Source organism: Thiohalocapsa halophila (assembly GCF_016583825.1).
Classification (GTDB): Bacteria; Pseudomonadota; Gammaproteobacteria; order Chromatiales; family Chromatiaceae; genus Thiohalocapsa; species Thiohalocapsa halophila.
In genome coordinates, this window is sequence record NZ_NRRV01000024.1 from 26,022 (window position 1) to 51,099 (window position 25,078).

The following is a 25,078-nucleotide window of genomic DNA, read 5'->3' on the forward strand; positions in this document are numbered from 1 at the left end:
CGTCGGGCTTCGTGCCTCAGCCCGGCCTACGGCGCCAGGGCGGGCCGAGCTGGCAGGCCTGACAACCAGGCGGTGACCGCGGGCGCTGCGTTGGGCTTCGTGCCTCAGCTCGACCGTCGGTGCTTGGCGCTCACGCGTGCGGCGGCTGGGGCGCTGCGCCGGCTGCGCTGCGGCTCAGGAGGCCGGCGCCTTGCGCTTGCGCCGCGAGGGCCGCGAGCGCTTCTTACCGGCGCCCTTGGCAGCCTGCTTCTCGGACTGTTGCGCAGACTGGGCCAGCACGAAGTCGATCTTGCGCTCGTCCAGATTCACGGCCGCCACCTGCACCCGCAGCCGGTCGCCGAGGCGATAGACCTGGCCCGTGCGCTCGCCGGTCAGGCGGTGGCCGACGGGGTCGAAGTGGTAGTAGTCGTTGTCGAGCGCGGTGATGTGTACCAGGCCGTCGATGTAGATCTCGTCCAGCTCCACGAAGATGCCAAAGCCCTGGACGCTGGTGATGGTGCCGTCGAATTCCTCGCCGAGCTTATCGCGCATGTACTCGCACTTGAGCCAGCTCTCGGCGTCGCGGGTGGCGTCGTCGGCGCGGCGCTCGGTGCCGGAGCAGACGTCGGCGATCTGCTGCAGCTCGGGCTTGGAGTAATCCAGGTCCGCCGCGGTACCGCCGGCCAGGATGTGCTTGATGACACGATGGACGATGAGGTCCGGGTAACGGCGGATGGGCGAGGTGAAATGGGTGTAGGCGTCGTAGGCGAGGCCGAAGTGGCCGACATTGTCCGAGCTGTACATGGCCTGCCGCATGGACCTGAGCAGCACGGTTTGGATCAGGTGCGCATCCGGGCGGCCCTTCACCGAGTCCAGCAGGGTCGCATAGTCCTGCGCCGTGGGCTTGTTGCCGCCGGGTAGATTCAGGCCCAGCTCGCCCAGGAACTCCCGCAGGTCCGAGAGCTTTTCTTCGTTCGGGGTCTCGTGGATGCGGTAGAGCGCCGGCATCTTCTTGCGCTCGAAGAGCCGGGCCGCGGCCACGTTGGCGGCCAGCATGCACTCCTCGATAATGCGGTGGGCGTCGTTGCGCCGCACCGGCTCGATGCGTGCGATGCGCCGGGACTCGTTGAAGACGAACTTGGTCTCGGTGGTGTCGAAGTCGATGGCGCCGCGCTTGGCGCGCGCGCCGTGCAGCGCCTCGAACAGTGCATGCAGCTCGTGCAGGTGGGGCAGGACGGCCTCGAATTGCTCCGCGAGCGCCGCGTCGGTCTCGTCCAGCATGGCCGCGACCTGGTCATAGGTGAGCCGGGCGTGGGAGCGCATCACCGCCTCGAAGAAGCGTGAGCGCGTCACCCGGCCCTCGCGGTTCACATAGAGCTCGCAGGCCATGCAGAGCCGGTCCACGTCCGGATTGATGGAGCAGAGCCCGTTGGACAGTACCTCCGGCAGCATGGGTACGACCCGGTCCGGGAAGTACACCGAGTTGCCGCGCTTCAGCGCCTCCTGATCCAGTGCCCTATCCGGCGTCACATAGGACGACACATCGGCGATGCACACCAGCAGCTTCCAGCCCTTGGGCTTGCGCTCGCAGTAGACGGCGTCGTCGAAGTCGCGGGCGTCGGCGCCGTCGATGGTGACCAGCGGTAGCTCGCGCAGGTCGGTGCGCCCGGCTTTGGCGGCCTCCGGCACCTCCTCGCCGAGGGTCGCGATCTCGGCGGTGACGGCCTCCGGCCACTCCACCGGCAGGTCGTGGGCGCGGATGGCGATGTCCGTCTCCATGCCCGGGCCCATGTGGTCGCCCACCACCTCCAGGATGCGGCCGATGGGGGGCGTGCGCTTGGTGGGCTGGTCGGTGATCTCGGCGACCACGATCTGGCCCTGCTGCGCCTCCATGAGGCGGTCGCTCGGGATGATGATGTCGTGGGTCATGCGCTTGTTGTCCGGCACCACTAGACCGACCCCGCTTTCGGAGTACAAGCGGCCGACGACACTGGTGGTGCTGCGCTCCAGGATCTCGACGACCGAGCCCTCAAGACGCCCGCGGCGGTCGCGGCCGGTAACCCTGGCCACCACGCGATCACCGTGGAAGACGGTGCGCATCTCCTTCGGATATAGATAGAGGTCGTCGCCGCCCTCGTCCGGCTTGACGAAGCCGAAGCCGTCCGGGTGGGCGATGATGCGCCCGGCGACCAGGTCCCGTTTGTTGACCAGGCAATATGCCTCACGACGGTTGCGCACCAGCTGTCCGTCGCGGACCATGGCCCCGAGCCGGCGGTCGAGTGCCGTGAGGTCCTCCTCGTCTTTCAGACCCAGGGCGTCGGCCACCTCCTGGAAGCCCATGGGTGCCCCGTGCTGGGTGAGCGTCTCGAGGATGTACTCGCGACTGGGGATGGGGTTTTCGTACTTCTTGGCCTCGCGCTGGCGATGCGGGTCCTGCCCCTTCGCCGACTGGGCCGATTTGCGTCGTGCCACGTGATCTCCGCCGCTTTCCTTAAAACGGCTTAGTGTAGCGTTGACAGGGGGTTCCTGTCTCACTATCATTCCGAGGCTTCGCGGGCGGCGTTCATCAGTTCGCTCGCGCGCCCCCGGCCGAGGTGGCGGAATTGGTAGACGCGCATGGTTCAGGTCCATGTCTGGGAAACCAGGTGGAGGTTCAAGTCCTCTCCTCGGCACCACACTCCGGCGAAGGGCCGCTCCCGGGCCCCCAAGCAGAAACAAGCAGTAGAAACAAAAAACGCTGCCCTCAAGGCAGCGTTTTTTGTTTGTCTCTCATGGCTTCGAGCCGCTCGCGCCTACGCCTCATCACGGCGGATCAACGAAAGATCTGGGGGGTTGCTCGAGCGCTTAGCGGCGCTCGCGCGGCTGCGCGGGAGAGTCCCCCGGCGCAGCGCCTCGTCATGCTTCACGGTGAGACGCTGCCGGCGCATGCGCTGCACGGCACGCAGCTGCCAGATGCAGAACGCGATCGCCGAGCCCCAGAACAACAGGATCTGCAGGCTCTTGAAAGTACTGTAATCCATCGCTTTTGCCTCGCTATTGGTGCCGGCGGCGCCGGCTCGGGTGCAATAATCTAGGCAAAAAACGCGGGCACAAACCGGTAAAGCATGAGGAATCAGCGCCTGTCCGCGGCTGCCACCGCCGGCAGCGGGCGGCGCGACCACAATGCCGCCAGCGCCGAGCCCGAGAGGTTGTGCCAAATGGAGAAGAGCGCCCCTGGGATGGCGGCGGCGGCAGAGAAGTACTGCACCGCCAACGCCCCCGCGAGACCCGAGTTCTGCATGCCCACCTCGATGGCCAGGGTCCGCGCACTGCGCAGGTCCCGTGTCACGAGCAAGCCGAGGCCGTAGCCCGCCGTCAGGCCAACGGCGTTATGCAGCACAACGGCGAGAACGATAAGCCAGCCAGCGGCGGCGATGTTATCCAGGTTCAGCGCCACGATGATGGCGATGATCAGCACGATGGCCGCCATGGACAGCAGCGGGAAGACGTCTTTCACCGGCGCCAGGCGCGCACCGAGCCAGGTGTTCACGGCCACCCCGAGCATCACCGGCAGCAGCACGATCTTGGCCACCGACAGCAGCATGTCCCATACCGGCACCGGCACCTGCTGCCCCACGTAGAGCCAGGTCAGTAGCGGCGTGGCGACGACGGCGAGCAGCGTGGAGGCCGCCGTCAAGGTAATGGACAGAGCGACATCGCCGCGGGCGAGGTAGCACACCACGTTCGAGGCCGTGCCGCCCGGGCTCGCTCCCACCAATACTAGCCCGGCGATCAGGGCCGCGGGCAAGCCCAGCGCCGTGCCGATGACCCAGGCGGCCAGGGGCATGACGCCGAACTGAAGCGCCATGCCGAGCCCCACCTGCTGCGGCCGCTGCCAGACGGCCGCGAACTGACGCCAAGTCAGCGTCACCCCCATGCCGAACATCACGACGCCCAGCAGCGGCACGATGGCGGGCTTCAGCGGCGCGAGCCAGTCCGGGCGCAGATAGGCGAGCACCGACCCCAGCAGGGCCCATAGCGGGAACAGGGTCGTGGCGGTGGCTCCGGTGCGGATGGGCATGCGGCGGCGCTGATCTGATACGGCTCGGCAGGGGCGCCATTATGCGGTCTCCGTCAGGCGCCAGCGACCAGCCGGCGGCGCGCGGCGGGCACACCGGTCGCGCCCGGCTGACGCCGCGGCCGCGGTGTGCGCCGCCGGACACGGTGTACCCTGCGCGGCCGAGCACGCCGGGGTCGGCGCACCAGGAGCATAGAGAAGGACTCGACGGCGACGCTCGCCACACCAAGGGCGGCGTAGAGGAGGCTGAGGCCAAGCATCAGTAGCAGCAGATCGATCACGGGCAGCATGGTGCGCTCCAACGGCGTTGTGGGCTGTGGGAGCAGCATGCGCCCATCGGTGGCTCATGCCGCGAGCCCGCGGCGACCATGCAGGACCACGCGCCGCCGAGTCGGCAAGCGCATCTGCCAGCCGCCCGGCGCGGATCAGGGCTAGGCCGGGCGGCGGCCGGCGCCAGCGGCGGCGCTCAGTCGGCGCGCAGAACGGGGAAGGAGAGCTCGTCGGCGATGCGCGGCACGGCCAGAGAGGAGGCGTCTTGGTCTTGCGCGGGGACAGACGGCCGGCGCTGGTCGCTGCGGCCGGGCGGCGGGATGCGCAGCGCGGGCACATGCTCCCAGGGGTCCAGGCGCGCGCGCTCCGGGCGCGGCGCCGCTGCCGAAGGGGCCCGCCGGAGCAAGGGCCGTTCGTCCACGATCCTGTCCACGAAACGGCCCGCCCCATCCAGCCGCAGCGTCGCCGCCGCGTTGTGCCCGCCCTGCCAGCTTGGCGCTGGATCAACCGCGGCTGACCTTGATGACGACCTCGGCGCTGACACCACCGCAGTGGCCGGACTCGCCGCGTCGGCTGGGTGTGCAGACTCGGGCTTGCGGTCCGCCGCGGCAGCGGCGGGCGCCGAGGGCCCGGTGTCTGCCGGTGAGGCGCTCGAGGTTTCTGCCGTGTCGTCGGCCGACAAGGCCGGCTCTGCGGAGCCGGCGGCATCCGCATCAGCGGTGACGGTCTCACCGACGGCGCTCGTATGGATTGCGACCGGCTCCGGATTCGGCTCGGAGGCTGGCTCAGATGCTGGCTGGGAGTCTGACTGGGGGGCTGGCTGGGGTGCGGGCTCGGGCTCTGCGAAGGCGATGCGCTCGGCACCGCTCACCGGCTCGTCGAGCATCGCCAACAGCCGCTGATCGCGGTCATAGATATCGCGGCGGAAGCCCACTCGGCCCGCGGCATCCGCCTTGGCGGTGAGGTAGTAGAGGAGCACGGGCAGGTGCTCGTCCAGATGCACCCAACGGGTGCTGCCGCGGCGCACCACGCGGTCTATATTCGACCTGTTCCACGCCGGCTCGTCCAGCACCTGCTCGGCGAGGGTGAGCGGGTCATGGACGCGCACACAGCCGTGGCTGTAGGTGCGCCGGGAGCGCTTGAAGAGGTAGCGCGACGGGGTGTCGTGCAGGTAGATGGCATGGCCGTTCGGGAACATGAACTTGACCCGGCCGAGGGCGTTGCGCGGCCCGGGCTCCTGCACCAGGTAGTACTGACCGCCGCTTCGCACCCGCTTGTAGCCGTCGGGCACCCCCTTGAACGTCTTCTTCTCGATGGAGCGCGGCACGGTCCAGGTCGGATTGAACACTAGGTATTCCATCTCGTCGCGGAACATGGGCGTCTGGTCGTCGACGGTGCCGATGATGCCACGGGTGCGCCAGGCTTCTTCATGATCGCGCACTAGATACAGCTCGAAGGCGGCCAAGTCCACGAATAGATAGTCGGCAGGCAGGTCGTCATAGAGCCAGCGCATGCGCTCCAGATTGGCGCGGATGGTCAGCAGGCGCTCGTCGAGGGGCACGTTCAGCGCGCGCAGGGTGTTGGGCCCGACGATGCCGTCGGCGGCGAGCCCGGAGCGTTGCTGAAAGCCTTTGACGGCCTCGGCCAAGTCCTCGTCATAGACCTCGGGCACCGCGGCGACGCCGAGGTCGAGTCCATCGATGACTTCAAGATGCTCGCGGATCAGGGGCACCCGCGGGTCCTGTGCGCCCACCCGCAGATTCGGGCCGCCGGGGATGTCGTCCCAGCCGCCGCGGTCGGCGATGGCGAGGTAGCGCCGATAGCCCTTCTTGAGATTCCGGTAAAAGGCCGGGCTCGGCAGCATGGCTGTCAGCTCCTCCGCCATGCCGGGCGTCGCCAGCGCCTGCGCCAGGTCCGCCTTGAGTCGCTCGGCGTCCGCCGGCTCCACGAAGGTCCAATCGGGGTTCACATGCCGCGGATTGTGCTTGCCGAAGCGAAAATGGTGCACGTAGCGCAGTAGCGCATCGCAGAGCAGCAGTTCGGCGCTGGTCCGACGCTTCGCATCCCGCGCCGCCAGCGCGTCGGTCGCGAGCACCGTCTCGATGGCCTCGGCATGAAAGTCGCTCGGCAGGAAGCCGTCGGCGCGGCTCTGCCGGGCAAGTGCCAGCATGGTGCGGGCGCGGCGGCCGTCCCAGGCGGGCCGGTAGTCCCGCTCGGCATAAAACTCGGCGAGCAGTCGCGGCGAATAGAACTCGATATCGCGGCCCGCGAGCGCGACTGTGGGCGCCTCGGCGGATGCGTCGTCGGTGCCAAGGAAAGGCGACAGTGTTGTAGCCAGGTCGGCTGCCGCGGCGCCCGTCGCCAGCAGCAGACAGAGTCCGATTGCCCCGGCCCGCGCGAGCGCCAGCAGCGGGCGCGCCGCGACGATGCCGGCTGCGGGTGGATCTTTGGCAAGAGCGCGGACGACTGGCATAGCCGAAAACCTCGGTGCTGGGCGCGGCTGCTTTGAGAGCGAACCCGAGCTGCAACAGATAGATAGCGGCACTATACCGAAGCTAGGTGAGAACCGCAGCTTGGCACGCGCCGAGGGCTTGCTCACGACTGCGTCCTCCCCTAGGCAATCGCTGCGTAGCCAGGGCTTCCAGCCCTAATTGTGTCACGCCAGGGTGGCCTGACTACGCAGGCAGCAGTCTCAGGTGCTCGGAGCCATGATCAAGTCGCACGCCAAGCTTGCCGGCGGCCGACCGCGCGAGCGCGGAGCTAGCCGAGCCGCCACCCTATCGAGCGCGCCGGAGGGGTGCCGGTCACCAGGCGCTCAGGCCTCGCTCAGCAGCTGCACCCGCCCCTCTTCATCCACGGCCTCCAGTCGCACATCGAACCCCCAGAGCCGGCGAATATGCAGCAGCATCTCGTCCAGGGTGTCTCCGAGCGGGCGACGGTTGTGGCGAAAATGGCGCAGGGTCATGGAGCGATCGCCGCGCAGGTCGACGTCGTAGACCTGGATGTTGGGCTCGCGGTTGCCGAGGTTGTACTGCTCGGCCAGCGCTTGGCGCAGCTGGCGATAGCCGATTTCTTCGTGGATCGCGGTGATCTCCAGGGTGTCCTCGCGGTCGTCATCGCGTACCTGGAAGAGGTGGAAGTCGCGCATCAGCTTGGGCGAGAGATATTGCGCGATGAAGCTCTCATCCTTGAAGTTGCGCATGGCGAAGTCGAGCACCTTGAGCCAGTCGCCGCCGGCGATGTCCGGGAACCAGTAGCGGTCCTCGTCGGTGGGCTCCTCGCAGATGCGCCGAATGTCGCGCATCATCGCAAAGCCCAGCGCATAGGGGTTGATGCCCGAATAATAGGGGGAGTCGAAATCCGGCTGATAAACGACGTTGGTGTGCGATTGCAGCACTTCCATCATGAAGCCGTCGGTTACCATGCCCTGGTCGTAGAGACGATTCAGCAGAGTGTAATGCCAGAAGGTCGCCCAGCCTTCGTTCATGACCTGGGTCTGGCGCTGCGGGTAGAAATATTGACCGACCTTGCGCACGATGCGCACCACCTCACGCTGCCAGGGCTCCAGCAGGGGTGCATTCTTCTCGATGAAATAGAGCAGGTTCTCTTGGGGCTCTTCCGGAAAGCGCTGCTCGCGCTGGCCGCCGCCGCCGCCCGCCTGCTCCCCCGGCAGCGTCCGCCAGAGGTCGTTCACTTGCGACTGGAGGTAGGCCTCGCGCTCCGCCTGCCGGCGCTTTTCTTCGGACAACGACAACGGCGACGGCCGCTTGTAGCGATCCACGCCGTAATTCATCAATGCATGACAGGAGTCCAGCAGCAGTTCGACCTCTTCCTGGCCGTAGCGCTCCTCGCACTCAGCGATGTAATTACGCGCGAAGACCAGATAGTCGATGATGGCGTCGGCGCTCGTCCAGGTGCGGAAGAGATAATTGCCCTTGAAGAAGCTGTTGTGGCCGTAGCTCGCGTGTGCGATCACCAGCGCCTGCATCGGCAGGGTGTTCTCCTCCATGAGGTAGGCGATGCAAGGGTCGGAGTTGATGACGATCTCGTACGCCAGCCCCATCTGCCCGCGGCGGTAGGTCTGCTCGGTGGAGACGAACTGCTTGCCGAAGGACCAGTGGTGGTAGTTGATGGGCAGGCCGACGCTGGAGTAGGCGTCGATCATCTGCTCCGAGGAGATCACTTCCACCTGGTTGGCATAGGTGTCCAGGCCGAACTCGTCATGGGCGATGCGCGCGATCTCTTTGTCGAAGCGCTTCAGGAGCGGGAAGCTCCATTCGGACGAGTCGGAGATGAGTTTGTCTGGCATGGGTACTCGCGCTGATCCGGGCGTCACTGAATTCCGGGCTCAGAGCCCATTGTTAGGCATTCAGTACGGAGTACGAAGTACGGGGACGGTGGCTCGCGTACTCCGTACTCCGTACTCGCTACGCTTCTTGCCGCTTGAAGAGCTCGCGGAACACGGGGTAAATGTCGTCCGCGCCGCCGATCTCTTCCATGGCAAAGTGGGAATGCATCGCCTTCACGTCCTGATAGGCGTACCAGAGACTCTGGTGCTGGCGCGGCGTGATTTCCACGTAGGCGTAGTAGCGCATCAGCGGCATGAGCCGATTGATGAGCAAGTCGCGGCAGATGGCGGAGTCCGAGTCCCAGTTGTCGCCGTCCGACGCCTGCGCAGCATAGATGTTCCAGCTGCCGGAGTCGTAGCGCTCCGTGATGACCTCGTGAGCCAGGTTCAGGGCGCTTGAGACCACGGTGCCGCCGGTCTCGCGGGAGTAGAAGAACTCCTGCTCGTCCACTTCCTGGGCGATGGTGTGGTGGCGGATGAAGACGACGTCGATCTGGTCGTAGTTCCGCTGCAGAAAGAGATACAGCAGGATGAAGAAGCGCTTGGCCAGGTTCTTGCGCACCTGGTCCATGGAGCCGGAGACGTCCATCAGGCAGAGCATCACCGCCTTGCTGGTGGGCTCCGGCTGCTTGGTGAAGGACTGGTAGCGCAGGTCGAAGGTATCGATGAAGGGCAGCGCCGCGAGCCGCGTCTTGAGGCGGTCGATCTGCTCGCGCAGCGCCACCACCCGGGCGTCGTCCTCCGGCACGCCCTCGGCGAGGAGCTGCTCGACTTCTTCTTCCAAGGCGCGGATGCGCCCGCGGTGCGGCGCGCCCAGCGCCGTGCGCCGGGCGATGGCACCCTTGAGTGAGCGCACGACATCGATATTGCTGGGCGCGCCCTCGGTGGTGTACCCGGCACGCACGGTCTTGAATTCCGTGGTGCCCATGAGCTGGTTGCGCACCAGATTGGGCAGCTCAAGGTCGTCGAACAGCAGGTCCAGGAATTCCTCCCGCGAGAGCTCGAAGACGAAGTCGTCCTCGCCCTTGCCGCCGCGGCCGGCCCGCCCCTGCCCGGAGCCCGATCCGGAGCCGCCCTCGGGGCGCTGCACCCGGTCGCCGGCCTCGAACTCCTTGTTGCCGGGGTGGATCATGTCCCGGGTGCCGCCCTGGCCATGGTGGAAAATGGGCTCGGAGATGTCCTTGGATGGGATGCCCACCTGCTCACCGCCATCGATGTCGGTGATGCTGCGGCGGTTGACCGCATCCGACACGGCCCGCTTGAGCTGGCTCTTGTAACGCTTCAAGAACCGCTGCCGATTGACGGTGCTCTTGTTCTTGGCGTTGAGACGTCGGTCGATGAAGTGGGACATAAAATTCGGTGGCTCGCGTTGCACTGGCTGGGTCGAAGTGATCCGCTCCCCTGAAGAGGCCGCATGTCCAGACACCCAAGGGCCGCGGGCTGGGGGCTAAGGCGCGGCGCGGTCTTCCTCAGCCCTCAGCCTTCGCTGCTTCCTATTGCGACTTCCGCACGCGCAAGTACCACTCCGACAGCAACCGTACCTGCTTAGGCGTATAGCCCTTCTCGACCATACGCTCGACGAACTGCTCGTGCTTCTTCTTGTCGTCCGCCGAGGCCTTGGCGTTGAAGGAGATCACCGGCAGCAGCTCCTCGGTGTTCGAGAACATTTTCTTCTCGATCACGACGCGCAGCTTCTCATAGCTGGTCCAGCGCGGGTTGGCGCCGTTGTTGTTGGCGCGGGCCCGCAGCACGAAGTTGACGATCTCGTTGCGGAAGTCCTTGGGATTGGAGATCCCCGCGGGCTTCTCGATCTTCTCCAGCTCCTCGTTGAGCGCGCCGCGGTTCATCATCTCGCCGGTGTCCGGATCGCGGTACTCCTGGTCCTGGATCCAGTAGTCGGCGTAGGTGACATAGCGGTCGAAGATGTTCTGGCCGTATTCGGCGTAGGACTCCAGATATGCCGTCTGCAGCTCCTTGCCGATGAACTCCGCATAGCGGGGCGCGAGGTACTGCTTGAGGAAGCCCACGTAGCGATCCTGCACCTCCGGCGGCAGATGCTCGCGCACGATCTGGCGCTCCAGCACGTACAGCAGATGGACCGGGTTCGCGGCCACCTCAGTGTGGTCGAAGTTGAATACCTGGGAGAGGATCTTGAACGCGAACCGCGTCGAGATCCCGGACATGCCCTCGTCGACGCCGGCGTAGTCGCGGTACTCCTGCACCGACTTGGCCTTGGGGTCCGTGTCTTTGAGGTTCTCGCCGTCGTAAACGCGCATCTTGGAGAAGATGCTGGAGTTCTCCGGCTCCTTCAGGCGCGTCAGCACCGAGAACTGCGACATCATCTCCAGCGTGCCCGGGGCACAGGGCGCCTGGTTCAGGGAGCTGTGGCGCAGCAGCTTGTCGTAGATCTGCTTTTCTTCCGTGACCCGCAGGCAGTACGGCACCTTGACGATGAAGACGCGGTCGAGGAAGGCCTCGTTGTTCTTGTTGTTACGGAAGGACTGCCACTCGGACTCGTTGCTGTGTGCCAGGATGATGCCCTGGAAGGGCAGTGCCGAGAGGCCCTCGGTGGCGTTGTAGTTGCCTTCCTGCGTGGCCGTCAGCAGCGGATGCAGCACCTTGATGGGCGCCTTGAACATCTCGACGAATTCCATCAGGCCCTGGTTGGCGCGGCACAGGGCCCCGGAGTAGCTGTAGGCGTCGGCGTCGTTCTGGGCATAGTGCTCCAGCTGGCGGATATCGACCTTGCCCACCAGGGAGGAGATGTCCTGGTTGTTCTCGTCGCCCGGCTCGGTCTTGGCGACGGCCACCTGCTCTAGGATGCTCGGGTACAGCTTCACCACCCGGAACTTGGTGATGTCGCCGTTGTACTCCTGCAGGCGCTTGACGGCCCAGGGCGACATGATGGTGCGCAGACACCGGGGCGGAATGCCATAGTCCTCTTCGAGGATGGGCCCATCTTCCTCCGGCGAGAACAGGCTGAGCGGCGATTCGAACACCGGCGAGTCCTTGATGGCGTAGAAGGGCACCTTCTCCATCAGCTCCTTCAGCTTCTCGGCCAGCGAGGACTTGCCGCCGCCGACGGGGCCGAGCAGGTAGAGAATCTGCTTGCGCTCCTCCAGGCCCTGGGCGGCGTGCTTGAGATAGGACACCAGCTGCTCGATCGCGTCCTCCATACCGAAGAAGTCCGCAAACGCCGGGTAGCGCTTGATGACCTTGTTCTGAAAGATGCGGCTCTGGCGCGCATCGTTGTGGGTGTCTATCAGCTCGGGCTCGCCGATCGCCGCAAGCAGACGCTCCGCCGCACCGGCATAGGCCATCGGATCGTTTTTACACAGATCCAGGTACTCCTGCAGGCTCATGTCCTCTTCGCGAGAGGACTCGTAGCGGGCCTGGTAGCGCTCGAAGATCGACATTCAGCACACCTCGTTTCGGTTGTCTGTCCGGACGCGAGCGGCGGGCGATCCGGCGTGGCATATCGCTTTAAGATTGCAACGCCGAGGGCGAACTGCAAGGTCCGCGCCAAGCAAGGACCGTCGTCGTCACCCGCAACCGGCGGGATTCGTCCCTCCGCAGCATGCCACTTTTGAGTGCGGTGCGCGCGCACCCGCGCATCCCATAGAGTGCACTGCGGCAGGGAGCGGCGCGACGGGCGCCTCGTGTTCGGGAACTTTGCGCTTAGACAGGTCCCCTCGCAAGGGTTCAATTCCCTGCTCGGGGTGGCCTTGTAGACCGCCGGTCGGCGCCCGCTCCCGCCCCTCGCCTCGTGTGGCGCTCGAGCCACCACCAGCAAGCCCCCAAGGCACACAGGCCGACCAATACGGGCGCCGGATTGCTCCAGGCCACCACCAGCAGCGCTGCCGCCGTGAGGCAAAGATAGACCAGCGGCGGCCAGGGATACCAGGGGATGCGAAAGGGCCGCGGCAGCGTCGGCTCCCGGTGCCGCAGCCGCAGGGCACCGAGTACGGTCAGCAGCGACGAGAGCATCAGGGTAAACCCCGCGAAGGCCAGCACGGCGCCGAACGTGCCGGTGAGAATGAGCACCAATGCCAGCACCAGCGACAACAGCACCGCCCTTGTTGGTGCACCGCGGCGGTTGCGCGCACCGAAAATGCCCAGTGCGGGGCTGTCTTCCGCCATGGCTTCGAACACGCGCGGCCCCGCCAGCAGCATGGCACTGATGGTAGAGAGCAATAAAAGCGCCAGCATGGCACTGATCAGCCGCCCGCCGCCCTCGCCGAACAGCCAGCGCGCCGAGAGCGCGCCCACCTCCACGGTGCCGGCCAGCTCGTCCAACGGCACGCTGCGCAGAAACACCCAGTTCAATAGCAGGTACAACAGTGTCACCAGGGCCGTGCCCAGCAGCAGGGCCCGCGGCACCAGGCGCTGCGGCGATTGCACTTCCGCGGCCACGTAGGTCGCGGCATTCCAGCCCGAATAGGCGTAGGAGACATACACCAGCGACAGGGCGAACGCCGGCGAGAAGACGGCCGCGGCGGTGCCGGCGTCAGGCAGCGGCGTCAGGGCGCCGGGCGCCGCCGGCAGCAATAGACCCGCGGCGCAAAAGAGCAGGATGGCCACGATCTTGAGCAGCGTCATCAGCACCTGGAAACCGGTGCCGAGCCTGACGTCGAAGGCGTGGAGGGCCGCGATCACGACCACCGCCACGGCCGCGGTGGGTGTCGGGGCCACCGGCACCACGGTCGCCGCGTACTGACCGAAGGCCATGGCCGCCAGCGCCACGGGTGCGGCGAAGCCCACGGTGGTGGAGATCCAGCCCGCGATGAGCCCGACGGCGGGGCTGAAGCTCCGGCGCAGATAAACGTATTCGCCCCCCGAGCGCGGCAGCGCTGCCGCCAGCTCGGCATAGACCAGAGCGCCGCAGGCGGCCACCAAGCCGCCCAGCAGCCACAGCAGCAGTAAGGCGGCGCCGTTATGCACGCCTTGGGCTTGCAGGCCGAGGGTCGTGAACACGCCCGTGCCGATCATATTGGCCACCACCAAAAGGGTGGCGGCACGCAGATCGAAGGTTTGGGGTGCGCGGCGCGCGGGCGCCACCCTCATGGCATGGCAGCCGACGCTGCGGCTGTGGGCGGCTGTCTCATTCCGGGTCCAGCACGCTGAAGCACAGCAGCGTCGCCACCAGCCCGAAAGTCAGCAGGCACCCCGTGCCGCCGCAGATCAACAGCAGCCCGGCCGCGATGAGCCAGATGATCAGACACGTACTCTGATTGGCCTTGTAGGCGCGCGTGGCTTTGCGCTCTTGGAACTCACGATAATCGGCGCGCCCTTCGCAGAGCCAGTCCAGGAAGCGGCGCGGCCAGTGCAGGGGAGAATGTCGCTGCGGAGCCATCGGCGGTCTCGTGCTCCAGCGTGATAGGGCGGCATAATCCGGCGGCGAGCCTGGGCTCGGCCAGCACGCCCACTCACCGGTATCGCCATTTGGTCGGAGCATGGCGGCGACGCAGCCGGCGGGCAAGGGTCGGCGAATGCGAATTAGACCGGCTCGTCCCCTGCGCGCCGAGCAGCGCCCGCACGCCGAAGCGATTCTGCCAGGACAGGTTGCCGGCAGGCGCTTGCAGCGCACCAGCCGAGCCCGTACCTTGCCCAGTACATCAAGCCAGCCGCTGGTCTCGCACCTGCTCGCCCGGCATGAGCTCCATCGACATCCGACTCGAGTCCGCGCCGTTCGATCCCTGGGCCCTACAGGCCGACCTCGCCGGCGACGCAGCCGCAGGGGCCCTCGCTGCCTTCGTCGGGCTCATGCGCGACCAAAACGCCGGCCGCCGCGTGCTGGCCATGACCCTGGAGCACTATCCGGGCATGACGGAATCGGCGTTGCGGCAGATCGCTGAAGAGGCCGCGGCGCGTTTCGGCTTGCAGGCCGTGCGCATCGTGCACCGGGTCGGCCGTGTCCTGCCAACCGAGCCCCTCGTTCTGGTCGCCGTCACCGCCGCCCACCGCGGTGAGGCCTTCCGCGGCTGCGAGCTGCTGATGGACTACCTCAAGACTCAAGCCCCCTTTTGGAAGAAAGAGGAAACCGACCAGGGCGAGCATTGGGTCGACGCCCGCGACAGCGACGACGCCGCCGCCGAGCGCTGGCGCTGAGCCGCCGGCGCGGGTGAGCAACCCAGCCCCGTAGGTCGGACTGAGGCACGAAGCCCGACGCCGCTGTCACCGCGCCGCCGACACACCGCGCCGACCCGAGCCCGCGAGCCGGCGCTCCCAGCCGCCCCAGGGCAGGCGCGCCGCCAGCAGTACCGCCAGCACGCCGGCGTAGATGGCGGGCTCGAGCAGATCCGCCTTCACCAGCCACAAATAGTGCAGCACCGCCAGCACGCCGATGGCGTAGACCAGGCGGTGCAGCCGTTTCCAGCGGGGGCCCAGACGCCGCAGCCAGCCCTTGGTGGAGGTCACCACCAGCGGCACCATCAGCACCAGGGCCGCAAAGCCGACGGTGATATACGGGCGCTTGGCGATGTCCGCGAAAATGGCCTGCCAGTCGAAGAACTGATCCAGCCACAGGTAGGTGATGAAGTGCAGCGCCGCGTAGAAGAAGGCATAGAGCCCGAGCATCCGCCGCAGCCGCACCATCCAGGTCCAGCCGGTGAGCCGGCGCAGCGGCGTCACCGCCAGCGTCGCCAGCAACAGCCGCAGAGCCCAGTCGCCGGTGTCGTGGGTAATGGCCTCCACCGGGTTCGGGCCGATGCTCCCGTCCAGTGTGCGCCAGACCAGGAGCACAAAGGGGAGCAGACAAGCGGCGAATAGGGCCGGCTTCACGAGCCGGATGATGCGGTCGGGGGTTGGACGGGAAACCATTGCGAGGGGAAGTGAGAAGTTTGAGGTGTGAAGTTAGAAGCGCGCAGTGCGGCGATGTGCGTCGATTTTGGCGCAGTGGGAGGCAGCCGCAAAGGAAGTGCGGGAGGTTAAGTGCGTGGTGCGCAGTGCGGGCGCGTGCGTCGCCGACCGCTGAGCCCGCGCTCTATGCTGCGTACCTTCGTACTGCGAGCTGCCGGGCCTTGATCATCACTCCGACCAAGTCGCGACAATGGCCGCAGGACGCAGAGCGCCTGCCGTTGCTCCCCACCCCGGAGAGACTGGGCGACTATTGCCTGCTGCCAGCCCCCACGCGCCTCAGCGTAGATCGGGCCGACGCAAGCTCGCGCGACAATTAGGCCGTTAGGGCAATCGCGGCGTCGGGCCACTGGATCATCCCGACCTCCGGCGATTGCTTTCCCAATTTCAGAGCGGTGTCACGACATGAACGCGCACGCCTGCCGCAGCGCCCCGTACTTCGTACTCCGTACTACCGACAGCGAGGCCCACACACGCAAGCTGTCGCCACGCACTGCGCACCACGCACCACGCACCACGCCCCCTCCCCAATCAGTAAAACTCCGCCAAATCCATCCCATCATACAAAGACGCCACCTGCTCGCCGTAGCCGTTGAACTTGAGCGTCGGGCGCTTGCGGGCGAACAGGCCCGCGCCGATCATCCGGTGGCTCTTCTGGCTCCAGCGCGGGTGGTCCACCTCCGGATTGACGTTGGCATAGAAGCCGTACTCGCTCGGCTGCATCATGTTCCAAGTCGCCGAGGGCTGATCCTCGGTGAAGCGGATGCGCACGATGGACTTGATGCTCTTGAAGCCGTACTTCCAGGGCACCACCAGCCGCAGCGGCGCGCCGTTCTGGTTGGGCAGGATCTCGCCGTAGAGGCCCGTCGCCAGGATGGTGAGCGGATGCATGGCCTCGTCCATGCGCAGCCCCTCGCGATAGGGCCAATCCATGATGCCGCGCCGCTGCCCCGGTAACATCTCGGGGTCATAGAGGGTCTCGAAGGCGACGTACTTGGCCTTCGAAGTCGGCTTGAAGCGCGTCAGCAGGTTCACCAGCGGGAAGCCGACCCAGGGCACCACCATAGCCCAGGCCTCCACGCAGCGCAGCCGGTAGATGCGCTCCTCCTGTGGGAAGTCGCGCAGGATATCCTCGATGCCGATGACACCGGGCGCCTCGCACTCGCCCTCCACCACCACCGGCCAAGGACGGGTCTCGAGCTGATCGGCGTTGCGCTTGGGGTCGCGCTTGTCGGTGCCTAGCTCGTAGAAGTTGTTGTAGCTGGTGATGTCCTCACGACCCGTGAGCGTCTCGTCGGTGGAGAGTCGGCTCGGGCGCACGTCCGGAATCGGCTCGCCGGCACGAACCGCGGGCGCCGAGAGCAGTGAGGCGCCGCCCAGCGCAGCACCGACGCCCGCTGCCGCCGCCGTTTGCAGGAATTCCCGCCGGCGCAAATACACCGAACGCGGCGTGATCTCCGAAGCCGGGATGTCGCTCGGTCGCTTGATCAGCATGGATGTGCCTCGTGACGTCTGAACCGTTTTTCAGACCGGACCACTGGGGCTTTGGTTTCACTGCAACTGCAAAACGCCCATGCATTCGCCGCCTCTTGCTCCGGGCGGGATGCCCGGCCTTGGTCGGCGGCTCCCGGGCCGGCGCAGACGCCGCGGTCAGCGAGCGAGGGACGCATAGACGCCCAGCAGCAGCTCCGCCGAGTGCGCCAGGCTGAAGTCACGCGCCAAGCGCTCGCGGCCGGCAGCACCGAGGGCGGCAGCGGCGGCGGGCTCGGTGATGAGCCGCTGCAGATGGCCGGTGAGTGCGGCGGTGTCGCCGGGTGCGAACAACAAGCCCTCCGCGCCGTCCACCAGCGCCTCCGGAATGGCGCCCACCCGGGTGGCCACCACGGGCAGCCCCACGGCCATGGCCTCCAGCATGGACATGGGCAGCCCCTCGTTGTAAGACGGCAGGCAGAAGCAGTGCGCCGCGGCGAGTTTTGCGTTCTTGGCCGCGCCGACGACAGGCCCAGGCACTTTCACGCCGTCAAGGCCCAGCTCCCGAGCGAGCGCCATAAGCGCTTCACGCCGGCCGGGCTCAGCCTCTGAGCCCAGCAGGTCAACCCTGACGGCCCGGTGTACGCGCAGCGCCGCCGTTGCTCGCAGAAGATCCTCCTGGCCCTTACCAGACTGGTAGTGGGCCAGACAGAGGATGCGGAACGGACCGTCATTCGGTGGCGTCGCTGGTTCGCGCACCGGAACACCATTCGGCACCACAACGATTCGTGCCGAATTGGCCCATGGCAAAAGGATCTCGCGCCACCCTGGGCTCAGGACCACGATCCGATGCGCCGCACTCAATAGACGACGTGCAAGCCAAGCACGCACACCAGTTAAGCTTTCCAGGAATCGGTGGAACTGCCCGCCGTGGATATGTAACACCGCCCGCCGTCCAAGTAGGCGTACAAGCACCAAGTCGGCGCCGTTGCGCCAAAAAGAAAACCACGAGCACGTATGAATATGCACCGCGGTCGGGCGCCATGTCAGGCACACACCGGCGAGTCGTCCAAGCAACCGCAGTTGCGCCGCGACGCCTTGCCACAGACTGCGGTCCGTCGCGGTGGTCTTAACATTGTTGATGACGCGCAGGGCGACACGGTCCGAGAGGGCGTGCGTCAGATTCTGCACCACGGTAGCCATGCCTCCAACGGGAGGCGGAAGCGGGCCAACCATCAGTACCCTGGGCCTAACTTCTCGATGCGGGGTGAGGGGGTCGCTCATTGCCGTCCGAGACTGGAGGATCCCCGAGTCGCGCCCACCGCCGCGTGACGGTAGAAGTCTGCGTAGCGCATCAACATGGCGTCTAGCGAAAAGATCTGCTCAGCGCGCATGCGCGCAGCTGCGCCCAGCGTTGCACGCTCGCCATCGTTGCGCACCAGCCGACCGATGACCCCGGCGAGGGCATCCAGGTCATCGGCTGGACACAGCAGGCCGCTGTGGCCGTGATCCACCAGCTCCGGGTTGCCGCCCACCGCATGGGCGACCACCGGCAGACCGCTCGCCATGGCTTCCAGGATGGCATTGCTCATGCCCTCCAGCTGGCTCGGCAGTACGAACAGGTCCGCCGCCGCCAAGTAGCGGGGCACCTGGTCGCTCCCGCCCGGCAATTGAACACGCCCGTCCAGGCCGAGATCGTGGATGCGCGCCTCCAGCGCCGCCCGCTCACGCCCCTCGCCCAGCCACAGGAAGCGCACCTGCCGCGGCGTGCCCGCCAGCACCTGCGCCGCCGCCTCCAACAGATGCGCATGGCCCTTCACGGGCGTGAGGCTGGCCACGGTGAGGATCACAAGCTCGTTGGGCGCGAAGCCCAGCGCGGCGCGCAGCGCGTCGCGCTGCGCACTGGGGGCGAAGCGCCGGCAGTCGACGCCGTTGTAGAGGACCTCGAAGCGACCCGGAGGGATGCCGGCGAGACGCGCGAAGCGCTCCGCCGAGTCGCGGCAGACGGCGAAGAGCTGGTCCGTCGCCAGTGACAAGCCGCGGCTCGCCAGCCGCCGGCGCCGGGGAAACCAGTGGCCGTCGGCGAAGCCGTGGAACGACCAAACCAGGGTGCTGCGGCAGGCGGCGAGCCGATGCGCCAGCACCGTATCCGGCCAGGTGTTCCAGTTGCGGCAGTGGATCACCTGCGGACGGGTGCGGCGGATCACCCGCGCCAAGCGCAGCGCCAGCGTGAGGTCGTGGCGGCGGCGGCCCAGCACGTCGACGGGGACCTGCGGGGCTACGCGATCGGCCATCTCGCCGCGGCGGTCCAGGCAGACGACGCTTTGCTGGAACTGCCCGGCCGGCAGGCCGTTCAACAGGTTGACGACGCCGTTCTCGAGTCCACCCCGCGGCAGACCGTGCACGACTTGGAGGACCTTCACCGGCGCGGCGTCGGCGAGGCGCGCGGCATCCGTCAGCACGTTCATGCGTAGCCGTTCGGGTTCTCGCGCTGCCAGCGCCAGTGGTCCGTCACCATGGCATCGATCCCGAGCTCGGCACGCCAGCCGAGCTCCGCGGCGGCCAATTCGGGGTCGGCATAGCAGGCGGCGATGTCGCCGCAGCGGCGGGCCACGACACGGTAGGGAATCTCGCGCTCGGCGGCGCCCGCAAAGGCCCGCAGCACCTCCAAGACGCTATAGCCGCGCCCGGTGCCGAGATTGTAGGTGACCACGCCCGGCCCCGCCGTCAGCCGCTCCAGGGCGGCGAGGTGTCCGCGGGCGAGGTCCACGACGTGGATGTAGTCGCGCACCCCGGTACCGTCCGGCGTGTCGTAGTCGTCGCCGAAGACCTTGAGCTCCGGCAGCTTGCCCACGGCGACCTGGGCGATGAAGGGCATCAGGTTGTTCGGGATGCCGTTGGGGTCCTCGCCGATGCGCCCGCTCGCATGCGCGCCCACCGGGTTGAAGTAGCGCAGCAGCGCGATGTCCCAGGCGGCGTCGGCGGCGTGCAGGTCACGCAGGATCTCCTCGATCATCAGCTTGGTGCGGCCGTAGGGGTTCGTGGCCGCCAGCGGGAAGTCCTCGCGGATGGGCACCGAGGCCGGGTCGCCATAGACCGTCGCCGACGAGCTGAACACCAGTCGCTTGACGCCGGCGGCGGCCATCGCCTGGCACAGACAGACCGTGCCATGGACGTTGTTGTCGTAGTAGTCGAGCGGGATCTGCGTGGACTCGCCGACGGCCTTGAGCCCGGCGAAATGGATCACGGCATCGAATGCGAAATCGCCGAACAGCGCCGCCAGCGCCCTTGCATCGCGCAGATCCGCCTGCACCAAGGCGAGCGGCCGACCCGCCAAGGTCTGCACCCGCTCCAGCGCCGCCGGCTTGCTGTTATGCAGGTTGTCGACGACGACGACCTCGTGCCCGGCGGCGAGCAGCTCGACGCAGGTATGGCTGCCGATATAACCGGCGCCGCCGGTGACGAGGACACGCATAGAGAGAGCTCCGAGATAGGCCGTTGCCGCGCATTCTAGCGAAGTCCGGCCGCCCGTTGCGCGGACCACCGCCGGCATGCTGCGCCCTGTGCGGCCAGTGCCGGCCCAGCGCCCGCACTGAACATAACCACACGCGCCGGCCGCCGCCTCCCCAGCGCACACACTGACAGCAAGGCGCCGTGACGGTAAGCTGCGCGCGCCAATCGGTCCCCGTCAGCACTCGTTTCCCGCCTTCGATATGGTTGCCTCGTTGGATCTCTCCGTGGAGCTCGCCGTGCTGCTGGCGGCGACCGTGGTGCTCGCGAGCGTGCTCATCAGCCCGCTGGCGACCCGCCTCGGCGCGCCCATCCTGCTGTTGTTCCTCGGTGTCGGCATGCTGGTGGGGCAGGACGGCCCCGGCGGCTTCGCCTTCGACGACTTCGAGCTGGTCTACGACATCGGCAGCATCGCCCTCGCCGTCATTCTCTTCGCCGGCGGTCTCGGCACCCGGCTGACGGACATCCGCGTCTGCTGGGGCCCGGCGCTGCTCCTCGCGACCCTGGGTGTCGCCATCACCGCCGGCGTGGTTGGGCTCGCGGTCTGGGCCGCCGGCATGGCGCTCGCCGTCGCCCTGCTGCTGGGCGCGGTCATCGGCTCCACGGACGCCGCCGCCACCTTCCTGCTCCTGCAAGGGCGCGGCATCCGCCTGCGCGGGCGGGTCATGGAGACCATTGTCGTCGAGTCCGGTCTCAACGACCCGATGGCCATCTTCCTGACCCTCACCTTGGTGACCATCGTCGACGCCGGCGGCGGCACCGACACCCTCTCCCGGGCACTCGTCGGCAGCTTCGCGCAGCAGATCGGCATCGGTGCGGCGGCCGGCCTGCTCGGCGGGCTGCTGCTGGGCTGGATCGTGCAGCGCCTCGAGCTCGCCCGGGGCCTCTACGGCGTGCTGGCGTTGGCGGCGGCGCTGGCCCTGTTCGAGGGTACGCAGCTCGCCGGCGGCAGCGGCTACCTCGCCGTCTACCTCTGCGGCGTGCTCACCATGCACAGGCTGGACGGACGGCGCCGGGATGAGCTGGACATCACCCACGGCAGCCTCGCCTGGCTGAGCCAGATCCTGATGTTCCTGCTGCTCGGCATCCTGGTGACACCGAGCGAGCTTGCGGCGGAGACCTTGGCCGCCGCCGGCGTGGCCGCCGTGCTCATCTTCGTCGCCCGGCCCGTGGCCGTCGGCCTGTGCCTGCTGCCCTTTCGCTACACGCTGAAGGAGCGGCTCTTCATCGCCTGGGTGGGCCTGCGCGGCGCCGTGCCCATCTTCCTCGCCATCATTCCAGTGCTGAGCCCGGGTCCGGTGGCGACGGACTTCTTCAACATCGTCTTCCTGGTGGTCATCGCCTCCCTGGTGCTCCAGGGCTGGACCATCCCTTGGCTCGCGCGCCGCCTGGACCTGGAGGCGCCGCCCGACCTAGCCGCGGGCACCCCGGCGAACGCTGATCCCCTGCGGCCCTGAGCCGCAGCCCGTTGCTCGATAGCCGAGGCGGCACCATGAATCGACGCAAGCACGGCGTCGACCTGGAAGACGCCGCGCCGGTGCTCTTCGATCCCCGCGCGCTGGTGCGCGAGGACACAGACGCCAAAGGCGAACAGCGTTTCGTGGCCGTTGGCAGGGATGCGCTGGGACGCCTGTTGACGGTCGTTTACACCTATCGTCCGCCGGACACCGTTCGGCTGATCTCGGCTCGCCAAGCCACGAAGAGAGAGCAGCAAGCGTATGAAAACTGAATACGACATGAGCAACGCGCGTCGCGCGACAGAGATCGACCATCTGAACCGCCTGCGCGCCGGCAAGACCCGGATCACGATCATGCTCGACGACGAGGTCCTGGATGCCTTCCGCCAGCGTGCCGACGAGCAGGGCATCGGCTATCAGACACTCATTAACCTTGCCCTGCGCGAGCACCTGGCGCGCCGGCCGGTCGACGAGGAGGCGCTGCGCCGTATTCTGCGCGAGGAGCTGCATTCCGCGGCTTGAAGCGCGCGACGCGCCCGAATGACCGCTCAACCGCAATTCGGATGCGTGCCGCCCCAAAATGGGGACAGTCTACGCAATTACCCGCAGCCAAGCTGTCGTCTCGCCCTTGCCGAGGCAACAGGCAGCGGCCGGCAAACACCTCCTTCGCGCTCGCAGCGTCGCTTCCGCCCTCGCATCAAGCGTGCAATTAAGGTTACCGTCACCATAATTAGCGTCCGGTGCCTTGCCGAGCGCGCGGCCCAGGGCCGCCAGCGCAGCGTCCGCGGCGCCGTCCTGCAAGAGCAGCACCGCACGCAGCATGTCCGGCTCCCCGGCCTGCGGCGCCGCCGCCGCGGCCTCATCCAGCAACGCGGCGGCGTTGGGCACGTCGGTCAGCGCGTACAAGCCGAGGGACAGCACTGCGGCGGCCAGGGCCGTGCGGGATCTGGAGCTGATGGACATGGCTGGAACATCCGGTGCCAGCGCCGCGCGCCGATGCTGAGTGAGAAGACGGGGCAGTATGCCGGGCAGCGGCGTCCCGCCGCTGCCCGGCAGCCGGTCAACAAGGCCGCGGCCCCAGTACCTGCCCGCTGCGGACCACGACAACCGTCAGAACCTGGAGCGCGCTCTCCCCCCTGGACCACCGGCGGCCGCCACCCGGCCAAGCCGCCCGGCACTCCGCTGAGCCTGCACGCCGACAAACCCGAGAGGGTATGGGAGATCCGCAGCCCGGACAATCAGGAAACCTCGTCAGTCAATGCCTTACGCAATACCCCCAGGTGGATCCCGACCCCGCCGCGCCGGCAGCCCACGGACCGGTCGCGGAGCAACGGGTTGCTCAGCCGTGCGGTGGCGCCCCTACTCTGTCGTACGCAGTCGTAATACACCGAGGCGGCCATGACCATTTCCATCCGTCTGGATCAGGACACCGAGGACGCCCTAAGGCGCCACTTGGCCGCCGAGGGGATCCCCCTCTCGGCCTTCGTGCGCGAGGCAATCCGCGACAAGCTCGCGCGCACGGAGGAGCCGTCGACCCCGTACGCAACCGGCGCGTCGCTGTTCGAACGCTTTGCCAGTGGCGACCCGGATCGCAGCACCCGGCGCAAGGCGCTGATCCGCGAGCGCATCGATGCCAAGCATCGTCGTTGACAGCGGCCCGCTGATCGCGCCGAAAAAAGGGGTCAGAGCCGAATGGCGCTAACTTAAGCCAGTCCGCGATATGAATCAGACACTTACGTTGACTACGATACGACGATCCAAGCTCTCCTGCGGCACAAGCGGGCGGTCTTCGCATGTCGGACGGCCTGGAGCTGTTCGGGTTGCAGGCCAACCGCTTCGCTAAGTGACTGTTTTTATGAAGACGCCGCTTAAGTTAGTGCCATTCGGCGCTGACCCCTTTTCGCCGAGCGCATGGGCCAGCGCGGGGTGCATCCCCATCAGCTGGCGCATGTCTCCCGCAGATCAGCCGGTGGTGCTGTCGCGCGTGTTGTCGGTCACGCTGTTCCAATGCGCCCGCGAGCTGGTGTACAACCTGATCAAGCACGCCGACGCGAGCCAGGGCAGCATCGAGCTGGCCTGGGACGACGCCAGCGTCACACTGGTGGTCGCCGACGATGGGGTGGGTCTTGCGCGCTCGGCGCCGCCCGCCGACGGCGATGCGCCCGACTACCGGCACACCGACGGCACGGCGCCGCCGCAGCGCCCGCTGTCAGCGGTGGACAGCGTCGCGACCGGCGGCTTCGGCCTTTACAGTATCCGCGAGCGTGTCGCCCTGCTGGACGGCACCCTCAGCATCGACAGCGGCCCGCGCGGCACCCGGGCTCGCATCCTTTTGCCACGGCGCGCGGCCGCCGGGAGTTCAGCATGAGCCAAACCAGCATGGTCCGAAACGACCCGCCGGCCAATGCCGCCAGCCTTGACCGCCAGGCCGCGCCGACGCGCCCGCTGCGGCTGTTGCTGTGCGACGACCACGCCCTCTTCCGCGAGGGCCTGTCGGCGCTGCTGGAGCGCAGCGCGGAGCGGCAGGTGGTGGGCGAGGCCGCCACGGGGAGCGAGGCGGTGCGCCTCGCAGCGGAGTTCGCGCCGGACGTGGTGGTGCTGGACGTGGGGCTGCCGGACATCACCGGTGTCGATGCCGCATCCGCTATCCAAACCGCGGCACCGGGCTGCGCCGTGGTGGCGCTGTCCATGTATGCCGACGGTCACTACGTGAGGCGCATGCAGGAAGCCGGCGCCCTGGCCTATGTGCTGAAGAACGACGTCAGCGGTGAGTTGTTGCAGGCCATCGACGCCGCCACCCGCGGCGAGTGCTACCTGAGCCGCGCGCTGCGTGCGGGACCCGATCCCTTCAGTGAAGATGCGCAAGCAACGCCTCTCGGGCGCTGCCCGGAGATGGACCGCGAATTGCTTACGGCCCGCGAGCGCGAGGTGCTCTGCATGCTGGCGCGCGGCCAGCGGGCAAAGAACATCGCAGACGCGCTCGGCATCAGCGTCAAGACCGTCGAGACCTACCGCTCGCGCGTCATGCACAAGCTCCAAATCGACAACCTCCCGGGGCTGGTGCGCTTTGCGATTCGCGCCGGGCTGGTGACGGCGGAATGAGGCGGTGGACAGCGCCCTCATCGCAAGATT

At 67.3% G+C, this 25,078-nt stretch carries 23 protein-coding genes and 1 tRNA gene; 8 read left to right on the plus strand and 16 right to left on the minus strand.

Annotation, left to right across the window (positions count from 1 at the left end; translation table 11 throughout):
* Positions 1–174: 174 nt before the first annotated feature.
* Positions 175–2,451, minus strand: a complete 2,277-nt coding sequence (gene rnr, locus CKO31_RS11510) for a ribonuclease R (RefSeq protein WP_200237323.1) — start codon at positions 2,449–2,451, stop codon at positions 175–177.
* 116 nt (positions 2,452–2,567) lie between these two features.
* On the opposite strand from rnr, the gene CKO31_RS11515 reads away from it, so the two are divergent.
* Positions 2,568–2,654, plus strand: a tRNA-Leu gene (locus tag CKO31_RS11515).
* Between the two features lie 117 nt (positions 2,655–2,771).
* Here CKO31_RS11515 and CKO31_RS11520 read toward each other — a convergent pair.
* The 9 genes from CKO31_RS11520 to CKO31_RS11560 all read right to left on the minus strand — a co-directional run bounded on the left by CKO31_RS11520 (position 2,772) and on the right by CKO31_RS11560 (position 14,007).
* Positions 2,772–2,999, minus strand: a complete 228-nt coding sequence (locus CKO31_RS11520; RefSeq protein ID WP_200237325.1) for a hypothetical protein — start codon at positions 2,997–2,999, stop codon at positions 2,772–2,774.
* Between the two features lie 92 nt (positions 3,000–3,091).
* Positions 3,092–4,039: a bile acid:sodium symporter family protein gene (locus tag CKO31_RS11525; RefSeq protein WP_200237328.1), complete on the minus strand. Its 948-nt coding sequence runs from the start codon at positions 4,037–4,039 to the stop codon at positions 3,092–3,094.
* A 53-nt stretch (positions 4,040–4,092) separates the two neighbouring features.
* Entirely contained in the window at positions 4,093–4,365 is a 273-nt protein-coding gene (locus CKO31_RS11530) for a hypothetical protein (protein WP_200237330.1), read from the minus strand.
* Between the two features lie 137 nt (positions 4,366–4,502).
* Positions 4,503–6,779: a L,D-transpeptidase scaffold domain-containing protein gene (locus tag CKO31_RS11535; RefSeq protein WP_200237333.1), complete on the minus strand. Its 2,277-nt coding sequence runs from the start codon at positions 6,777–6,779 to the stop codon at positions 4,503–4,505.
* A 342-nt stretch (positions 6,780–7,121) separates the two neighbouring features.
* On the minus strand, positions 7,122–8,615 hold the full coding sequence (locus CKO31_RS11540; RefSeq protein ID WP_200237336.1) for a SpoVR family protein: 1,494 nt from the start codon (positions 8,613–8,615) through the stop codon (positions 7,122–7,124).
* 118 nt (positions 8,616–8,733) lie between these two features.
* Complete coding sequence (locus CKO31_RS11545) at positions 8,734–10,005, minus strand: YeaH/YhbH family protein (RefSeq protein ID WP_200237338.1); 1,272 nt, start codon at positions 10,003–10,005, stop codon at positions 8,734–8,736.
* A 142-nt stretch (positions 10,006–10,147) separates the two neighbouring features.
* Positions 10,148–12,070, minus strand: a complete 1,923-nt coding sequence (locus tag CKO31_RS11550) for a PrkA family serine protein kinase (RefSeq protein WP_200237340.1) — start codon at positions 12,068–12,070, stop codon at positions 10,148–10,150.
* Between the two features lie 286 nt (positions 12,071–12,356).
* Positions 12,357–13,718: an APC family permease gene (locus CKO31_RS11555; RefSeq protein WP_200237342.1), complete on the minus strand. Its 1,362-nt coding sequence runs from the start codon at positions 13,716–13,718 to the stop codon at positions 12,357–12,359.
* A gap of 37 nt (positions 13,719–13,755) precedes the next feature.
* Positions 13,756–14,007, minus strand: a complete 252-nt coding sequence (locus CKO31_RS11560) for a hypothetical protein (protein ID WP_200237345.1) — start codon at positions 14,005–14,007, stop codon at positions 13,756–13,758.
* Positions 14,008–14,306: 299 nt separating this feature from the next.
* On the opposite strand from CKO31_RS11560, the gene CKO31_RS11565 reads away from it, so the two are divergent.
* Positions 14,307–14,762 (plus strand): molybdenum cofactor biosynthesis protein MoaE, encoded by a 456-nt coding sequence (locus CKO31_RS11565; protein WP_200237347.1) that lies wholly within the window; start codon positions 14,307–14,309, stop codon positions 14,760–14,762.
* A 66-nt stretch (positions 14,763–14,828) separates the two neighbouring features.
* On the opposite strand, the gene msrQ is transcribed toward CKO31_RS11565, so the two are convergent.
* The 5 genes from msrQ to galE form a co-directional block, all read right to left on the minus strand.
* Positions 14,829–15,434 carry a protein-methionine-sulfoxide reductase heme-binding subunit MsrQ gene (gene msrQ / locus CKO31_RS11570; RefSeq protein ID WP_322789130.1) on the minus strand — a complete coding sequence of 202 codons (606 nt, stop codon included), beginning with the start codon at positions 15,432–15,434 and terminating at the stop codon, positions 14,829–14,831.
* A 606-nt stretch (positions 15,435–16,040) separates the two neighbouring features.
* A complete protein-coding gene (gene msrP, locus CKO31_RS11575; protein WP_200237352.1) occupies positions 16,041–17,003 on the minus strand; it encodes a protein-methionine-sulfoxide reductase catalytic subunit MsrP in 963 nt (320 codons plus the stop codon).
* A 156-nt stretch (positions 17,004–17,159) separates the two neighbouring features.
* Positions 17,160–18,263, minus strand: a complete 1,104-nt coding sequence (locus CKO31_RS11580; protein ID WP_306341730.1) for a glycosyltransferase family 4 protein — start codon at positions 18,261–18,263, stop codon at positions 17,160–17,162.
* The gene (locus CKO31_RS11585; protein ID WP_200237357.1) at positions 18,260–19,447 is read right to left on the minus strand and encodes a glycosyltransferase; all 1,188 of its coding nucleotides are present in this window, start codon (positions 19,445–19,447) and stop codon (positions 18,260–18,262) included. Before CKO31_RS11585 ends, CKO31_RS11580 begins: the two co-directional genes overlap by 4 nt.
* Positions 19,444–20,454: a UDP-glucose 4-epimerase GalE gene (gene galE, locus CKO31_RS11590; RefSeq protein WP_200237360.1), complete on the minus strand. Its 1,011-nt coding sequence runs from the start codon at positions 20,452–20,454 to the stop codon at positions 19,444–19,446. The genes CKO31_RS11585 and galE overlap by 4 nt, the downstream gene beginning before the upstream one ends.
* A gap of 238 nt (positions 20,455–20,692) precedes the next feature.
* On the opposite strand from galE, the gene CKO31_RS11595 reads away from it, so the two are divergent.
* From CKO31_RS11595 to CKO31_RS11605, 3 genes are read left to right on the plus strand one after another with little or no spacing between them, the layout of a single operon-like run.
* Positions 20,693–21,946, plus strand: coding sequence for a potassium/proton antiporter (locus CKO31_RS11595; protein WP_242475308.1), 1,254 nt, complete (start codon positions 20,693–20,695; stop codon positions 21,944–21,946).
* 35 nt (positions 21,947–21,981) lie between these two features.
* Positions 21,982–22,218 (plus strand): BrnT family toxin, encoded by a 237-nt coding sequence (locus CKO31_RS11600; protein WP_200237363.1) that lies wholly within the window; start codon positions 21,982–21,984, stop codon positions 22,216–22,218.
* Complete coding sequence (locus CKO31_RS11605; protein ID WP_200237365.1) at positions 22,208–22,468, plus strand: BrnA antitoxin family protein; 261 nt, start codon at positions 22,208–22,210, stop codon at positions 22,466–22,468. Before CKO31_RS11600 ends, CKO31_RS11605 begins: the two co-directional genes overlap by 11 nt.
* Positions 22,469–22,537: 69 nt before the next feature.
* On the opposite strand, the gene CKO31_RS11610 is transcribed toward CKO31_RS11605, so the two are convergent.
* Positions 22,538–22,909 carry a hypothetical protein gene (locus tag CKO31_RS11610; protein WP_200237368.1) on the minus strand — a complete coding sequence of 124 codons (372 nt, stop codon included), beginning with the start codon at positions 22,907–22,909 and terminating at the stop codon, positions 22,538–22,540.
* Positions 22,910–23,344: 435 nt separating this feature from the next.
* Here CKO31_RS11610 and CKO31_RS11615 point away from each other — a divergent pair, with 435 nt between their 5' ends.
* The 3 genes from CKO31_RS11615 to CKO31_RS11625 all read left to right on the plus strand — a co-directional run bounded on the left by CKO31_RS11615 (position 23,345) and on the right by CKO31_RS11625 (position 25,048).
* A complete protein-coding gene (locus CKO31_RS11615; RefSeq protein WP_200237371.1) occupies positions 23,345–23,596 on the plus strand; it encodes a ribbon-helix-helix protein, CopG family in 252 nt (83 codons plus the stop codon).
* A gap of 298 nt (positions 23,597–23,894) precedes the next feature.
* A complete protein-coding gene (locus CKO31_RS11620; protein ID WP_200237374.1) occupies positions 23,895–24,314 on the plus strand; it encodes a sensor histidine kinase in 420 nt (139 codons plus the stop codon).
* Positions 24,311–25,048, plus strand: coding sequence for a response regulator (locus CKO31_RS11625; RefSeq protein ID WP_200237376.1), 738 nt, complete (start codon positions 24,311–24,313; stop codon positions 25,046–25,048). The genes CKO31_RS11620 and CKO31_RS11625 overlap by 4 nt, the downstream gene beginning before the upstream one ends.
* Positions 25,049–25,078: the final 30 nt, after the last annotated feature.